Source organism: Massilimicrobiota sp. An142, assembly GCF_002160725.1.
In the GTDB taxonomy this organism is placed as follows: Bacteria; Bacillota_I; Bacilli_A; order Erysipelotrichales; family Coprobacillaceae; genus Allocoprobacillus; species Allocoprobacillus merdigallinarum.
In genome coordinates, this window is sequence record NZ_NFLD01000063.1 from 1 (window position 1) to 4,729 (window position 4,729).

General features: G+C 30.4%; 6 protein-coding genes. 5 read left to right on the forward strand and 1 reads right to left on the reverse strand.

Annotation, left to right across the window (positions count from 1 at the left end):
* Positions 1-215 precede the first annotated feature (215 nt).
* The 5 genes from B5E87_RS14520 (at position 216) to B5E87_RS14540 (ending at position 3,992) form a co-directional block, all read left to right on the forward strand.
* The gene (locus B5E87_RS14520; protein WP_087246098.1) at positions 216-548 is read left to right on the forward strand and encodes a hypothetical protein; all 333 of its coding nucleotides are present in this window, start codon (positions 216-218) and stop codon (positions 546-548) included.
* 129 nt (positions 549-677) lie between these two features.
* Positions 678-2,048 carry a UbiA family prenyltransferase gene (locus B5E87_RS14525; RefSeq protein WP_087246100.1) on the forward strand — a complete coding sequence of 457 codons (1,371 nt, stop codon included), beginning with the start codon at positions 678-680 and terminating at the stop codon, positions 2,046-2,048.
* On the forward strand, positions 2,045-2,551 hold the full coding sequence (locus B5E87_RS14530; RefSeq protein ID WP_087246102.1) for a LytTR family DNA-binding domain-containing protein: 507 nt from the start codon (positions 2,045-2,047) through the stop codon (positions 2,549-2,551). Before B5E87_RS14525 ends, B5E87_RS14530 begins: the two co-directional genes overlap by 4 nt.
* Positions 2,548-2,904, forward strand: coding sequence for a hypothetical protein (locus B5E87_RS14535; protein WP_087246104.1), 357 nt, complete (start codon positions 2,548-2,550; stop codon positions 2,902-2,904). The genes B5E87_RS14530 and B5E87_RS14535 overlap by 4 nt, the downstream gene beginning before the upstream one ends.
* 128 nt (positions 2,905-3,032) lie before the next feature.
* A complete protein-coding gene (locus B5E87_RS14540) occupies positions 3,033-3,992 on the forward strand; it encodes a Gfo/Idh/MocA family protein (RefSeq protein WP_087246106.1) in 960 nt (319 codons plus the stop codon).
* Between the two features lie 87 nt (positions 3,993-4,079).
* Here B5E87_RS14540 and B5E87_RS14545 read toward each other — a convergent pair whose 3' ends face one another.
* Positions 4,080-4,526 carry an S-ribosylhomocysteine lyase gene (locus B5E87_RS14545; RefSeq protein WP_087246108.1) on the reverse strand — a complete coding sequence of 149 codons (447 nt, stop codon included), beginning with the start codon at positions 4,524-4,526 and terminating at the stop codon, positions 4,080-4,082.
* Positions 4,527-4,729: the final 203 nt, after the last annotated feature.

A 4,729-nucleotide genomic window follows, 5' to 3' on the forward strand; every position in this document is an offset into this window, starting at 1 on the left:
GAAGACTAGAAATGGACGGAAGTGGTAAACATATGTGAGCAAAACTGGTAACAATAAATTAACATTTCTGGTAATTTTCAAATTAACATTTTTGGTAAAAATTATATTGACAATATTATCAGGATTTTGCCTATAATTTTATTCAACTGATCAATAATGAAAAGACAATTGGTCAGGCTTATCATAATATTAATCCTGTTGTGGTGAACTGGGATATGATTTATCGTGATTTATATGCCTTATTAAACAAAGAACCAAAAATCATTCATATTGCCAGTGATACATTAGCACTCTCTCAAACTTATGATATTGAATCATCAATTCTAGGAGATAAGCAATATTCATGTCTGTTTGATATGTCAAAAATTCAAAGAGATATTCCTGATTTTCAAAATCATATTATGATTCAGGAAGGGTTGAAGATGTATCTTGACTATATGGAACAGCATCCAGAAAAGAAAGTTAAAGATGAAACATTTGATCAATGGTGTGATCAGGTGATTGATGCTTATCAAAAATTTATACAAGAAATAAAAGGACATTTTTAGGGATTGGCTCAATCCCTTTTTTTGTATCATCATATTTGGCAACTGAGATAGGTTTTTGGCTATGTGAGAGAATATTTAACCATTTTTTCACACAATCATGTATAATCATAATTGAAAGAGGTGAGTAGGATGGGAATTGGTATCATAGCTTTAGGGATCTGGTTGCTTCTAGGCATTTCGTTTTCAATCAATAGCATAGAACTTTTTCCAGATGCTTTATCAATGATGATTATTATGGTGGGAATTGTCATTGTTTTTAGAAGAGTGAAATCAAGAGAACTGTTGATATCTTTAGGATTATGGATAGTCAGTTTTGTAATGGAACTGTTTCAATTGTATTTTTTCAACCAGTGGATTTGGTTACTAGCATTGGCATTTGTCTATATAGGGATTGATCATATAGCTGTTGATTATCCTGCTTTAAAAAAATATAGATATAGCTATCGTATATATTTGACAGTTTATGTGATCACTTTATTGTTGGGTGAATTGATTTTGAAAACAAATGAAGAATCGTTTATGCCCATAGTTATCTTTTTCATGGTTGTTTTAGAAATAGTTTTGATTATGGTTTTATATCATATGGTCAAAATTAATCATTTTTTAGAAGAAGATTATATTCAAATCCATGTTCAATCTTTATCCTATTCATTTCATCAAAAAGCAATCATTATTGTTCTTTCTTTAGTGAGTCTTTTAGGTATTGTCTATATGAAAGATGGCTTTTCAAAACAGATCCAACAGGAAGTTTTATATGAAGAATCATACTATTTAAAAGTGAACGAAGAAGATTATAAAATCTTGCCTTTTGGTTATCGAAAAGAACAACAGAGCACACTGTTTTTGGGAAGAGAAAGTGTATCCTATACACCGATTGAAATCTATATTCGTCAGGATTTATTCAAAGACTTAAGTCAAGTTGAATATCAGATTTTGAATTATGATCAGGTCATTGTCTCTTCATCAGGACCGTTTCAGACTGTTGAATATGAAGAAGGAGAAACGACACCATTTACAGGTTATGTAGGTGTTCATGTTCAAGATGATCGTTATAGTGAGATTCAAAATATTCAAGATTATACAGATGCCTTTAATTTTGTATTAAAACTTTATAATCAAAATGGCGAGTGTTATTATCAGCAGATGTCGACTTTAGAACAAGTTTCATCTCATAGTTATCGTTATGAAGATGAAAATATCTGTATGGAAAACCTGAAATATGATATGAATGTTATCACTGATCCACCACCACAGATAACATTAAAACAAAATCAAGATCAGATAACAGATATCCTGTTTTATACAGTCAATGAAAATCAAGAAGAAAACTTGATTCTGATGTATACTAATGCTCTTGATCAAAATCGTTATGAACGTTTCTTCAATAAACGTTTTATTCATCAGCCGTTAGATCATTTATCAAAACTAAAAATAAAATATCGAGATGAAAATAATCAGGTTATTGATTCTTACATCTGTGAATTGGAGGAAGTCCTATGAAAATCATATGTGCACCCGATCATCTTGATACTTTAAAATCTATGCTAAGAGAATATCAGCAGTTAGATATTGTCATTGTAGAAAAAGGTTTTGATTATGAAGGTATGTGTTATTACTTTTCTATGGAACATATAGAAGATTTGATTTTATATTTACAGAGTTTGCATCAAAAATATGTTCTCTGTTATGCTGATGAAAAACAATACAAACTTTTACCTCAACAGATTGATTTTATTGAAGGTTATTCTAAGGAAGCTTTTGTCCATAGTGAACATCTTCAATATCAGATCTATCAGAAGCTTTATGAATTAGAGGAAAAACTGAAACCTTATGGTTTTGTGAGAATTAATAAATCAACTTTGGTCAATATTCATAAGATAGAAAGTATTATACCAGAGGTTCAAAGAAGATATATTCTGACTTTAAAAAGTCAAAAAAAGCTGTTATTGACACGTTATTATGTAAAGGATTTTATGGAAGCGTTAAGGAGGGATACTTTATGAAAGAGAGAATAGGCATTCATTATGGCATCAGCTTTATTTATCTGGTTATTATAAGAAATCTCTTAGGACAGGGATACCTTTATACAAGCTATTCCTCTGCTTTTCAAAAGAGCCTGATTTATTGTCTAATTTTATCAGCCTGCTTAACGATTTTGTTAGAAGCCTGGCAAATGTTTAAAGAAGTTTATATACATCGTTTTAAGATTCAAAAAGTCATGGCTTTTCTATGTCTTATTGCTATGATTCTACTGATTTATTTACAGTCTTTATATTATAGTGCTATTATACTGTTTCTTCTCTTTTATATATGTCGAGATGGCTGGCGCTATTATCAAATGAATAAATCATTATAAAAAGGGCTAAGCCCTTTTTTTGAATGTTATAAGCGTGTAGAATCTCTTTGAATCAGTTTTATTCTTGTATAAATTATATCCAAAATAGATAGGGAAGGTGTATAATGAATGTATGGAGGTAAGGCTATATGATTCAATGGGGAATATTGGGAATAGGAAATATTGCCAAACGTTTTATAAAAAGTTTAGAAAAGAGTACAAATGGTCAATTATATGCAGCTGCTTCTTATACAGAAAGCAAATGTGAGGAATTTTTAAAAGAACATCCGGATGTTAAGGTTTATCATGATTATGAAGATTTATTAAATGATGAAAATGTAGATGCTGTGTATTTGGCAATGAGGCATATTGATCATTATCGTTGGGCTAAAAGAGCTTTACAACATCATAAAGCTGTTCTTTGCGAAAAACCAGCGACACTTTATAAATGGCAAATGGAAGATTTAAAACAGGAAGCAATCAAGAATCAAACATTTTTTATGGAAGCCATGAAAACACGTTTTATTCCTTTGATTCAAGATATTAAGGATTGTTTAGAGAATAAAGAAATTGGTGAAATCTTAAGTGTTGAAACAAGCTTTTGTTATGACAGGGATTATTTAGAAGGACATTATTTGTTTGATCAAGAACAAGGAGGTATTCTCAATGATGTTGGCAGCTATAATGTGGCCAGCACTTTGGATTATATACACTCTCCAGTTGCTACAATTGATTCTCTGGTACAATTTCGTTATGGTGTTGATAGTCATGAAAAGGTGACAATCACTTTTGAAAGTGGAAAAAAAGCTTTGATGGAAATGGCTTTTGATGAAAAGAAAGATCCTATCTTAGAAATCAGAGGAACCAAAGGAACAATTTTAGCACAGCCTTTTTATCGTCCTATACAGGCTACAATTATTGATGACACTGGAACAGCACATCAGATTGAAAAACCTTATATCAATGATGATTTCTTTGGTGAAATAGAAGAAGTTCATCGCTGTTTACAAGCAAAACTCATAGAAAGTCCACGTATGAGTTTACAAGATTCTATTGATTGTATTGATATGATTGAAAAAATACGACAGAGTTTTCAAAAAGATGCTTAAAAAGTATGTTATTTTGATAATGATGTTAGGATATCAAATAAAAGAATCTAAAAGAATGATGTTTATTCTTTTAGATTCTTTGTGTTTTTAAAGATAATGATATTCATGTTCCCATGAACTGTTTATAAAAAAGAGAGCAGCTTGTTTCGCTTTGGTTAAATCCATATAAGTATAATTTCCACATTCTTCTTTTTTGGCACCAGGTATGTCCTGATCCCAACTCGCAATCTGTTCAAAAGTCGTTTTGACTAATGTTTTAACTGTTTCAAAATCTAAATCCTTTGTAATGAGATAAAACCCAGTCATACAACCCATAGGACCAAAATAAATAATCTTATCTTTATAGATACCATTTCTTAAAAGTGTTGCCCCTATATGTTCAATTGTATGAGCAGCTTTAGGATCTAAAGGCTCATCAACATTAGGCTCGCACATTCTGATATCATAAGTTGTCAGATGATCATCCATTCTTGAAATATAGACACCCTTTTTTAATTGAGTATGGTCAACACTAAAACTTGTAATTCTTTTCATATATTCATACCTCACTTTTTCATTCTTATTGTATAATAGTTTCTTTGATTTTTTCAAGGATGAAACATTCATTTCATTTGTTTTTCTGATTCAAATATGATAATGTCTCAATGTATCAAGATTGATAATGTCCCAACATGTTGGGACATTATCAAATAATCCTGTTATACTATAAACCTCACTTTTTATTGGAGGTTTGATGA

Bases quoted from the DNA above. Each gene is read 5' to 3' on its own strand.
- B5E87_RS14540 (WP_087246106.1), top strand. From the start codon at position 3,033: ATGATTCAATGGGGAATATTGGGAATAGGAAATATTGCCAAACGTTTT.
- B5E87_RS14535 (WP_087246104.1), top strand. From the start codon at position 2,548: ATGAAAGAGAGAATAGGCATTCATTATGGCATCAGCTTTATTTATCTG.
- B5E87_RS14530 (WP_087246102.1), top strand. From the start codon at position 2,045: ATGAAAATCATATGTGCACCCGATCATCTTGATACTTTAAAATCTATG.
- B5E87_RS14545 (WP_087246108.1), bottom strand. From the start codon at position 4,526: ATGAAAAGAATTACAAGTTTTAGTGTTGACCATACTCAATTAAAAAAG.
- B5E87_RS14525 (WP_087246100.1), top strand. From the start codon at position 678: ATGGGAATTGGTATCATAGCTTTAGGGATCTGGTTGCTTCTAGGCATT.
- B5E87_RS14520 (WP_087246098.1), top strand. From the start codon at position 216: ATGATTTATCGTGATTTATATGCCTTATTAAACAAAGAACCAAAAATC.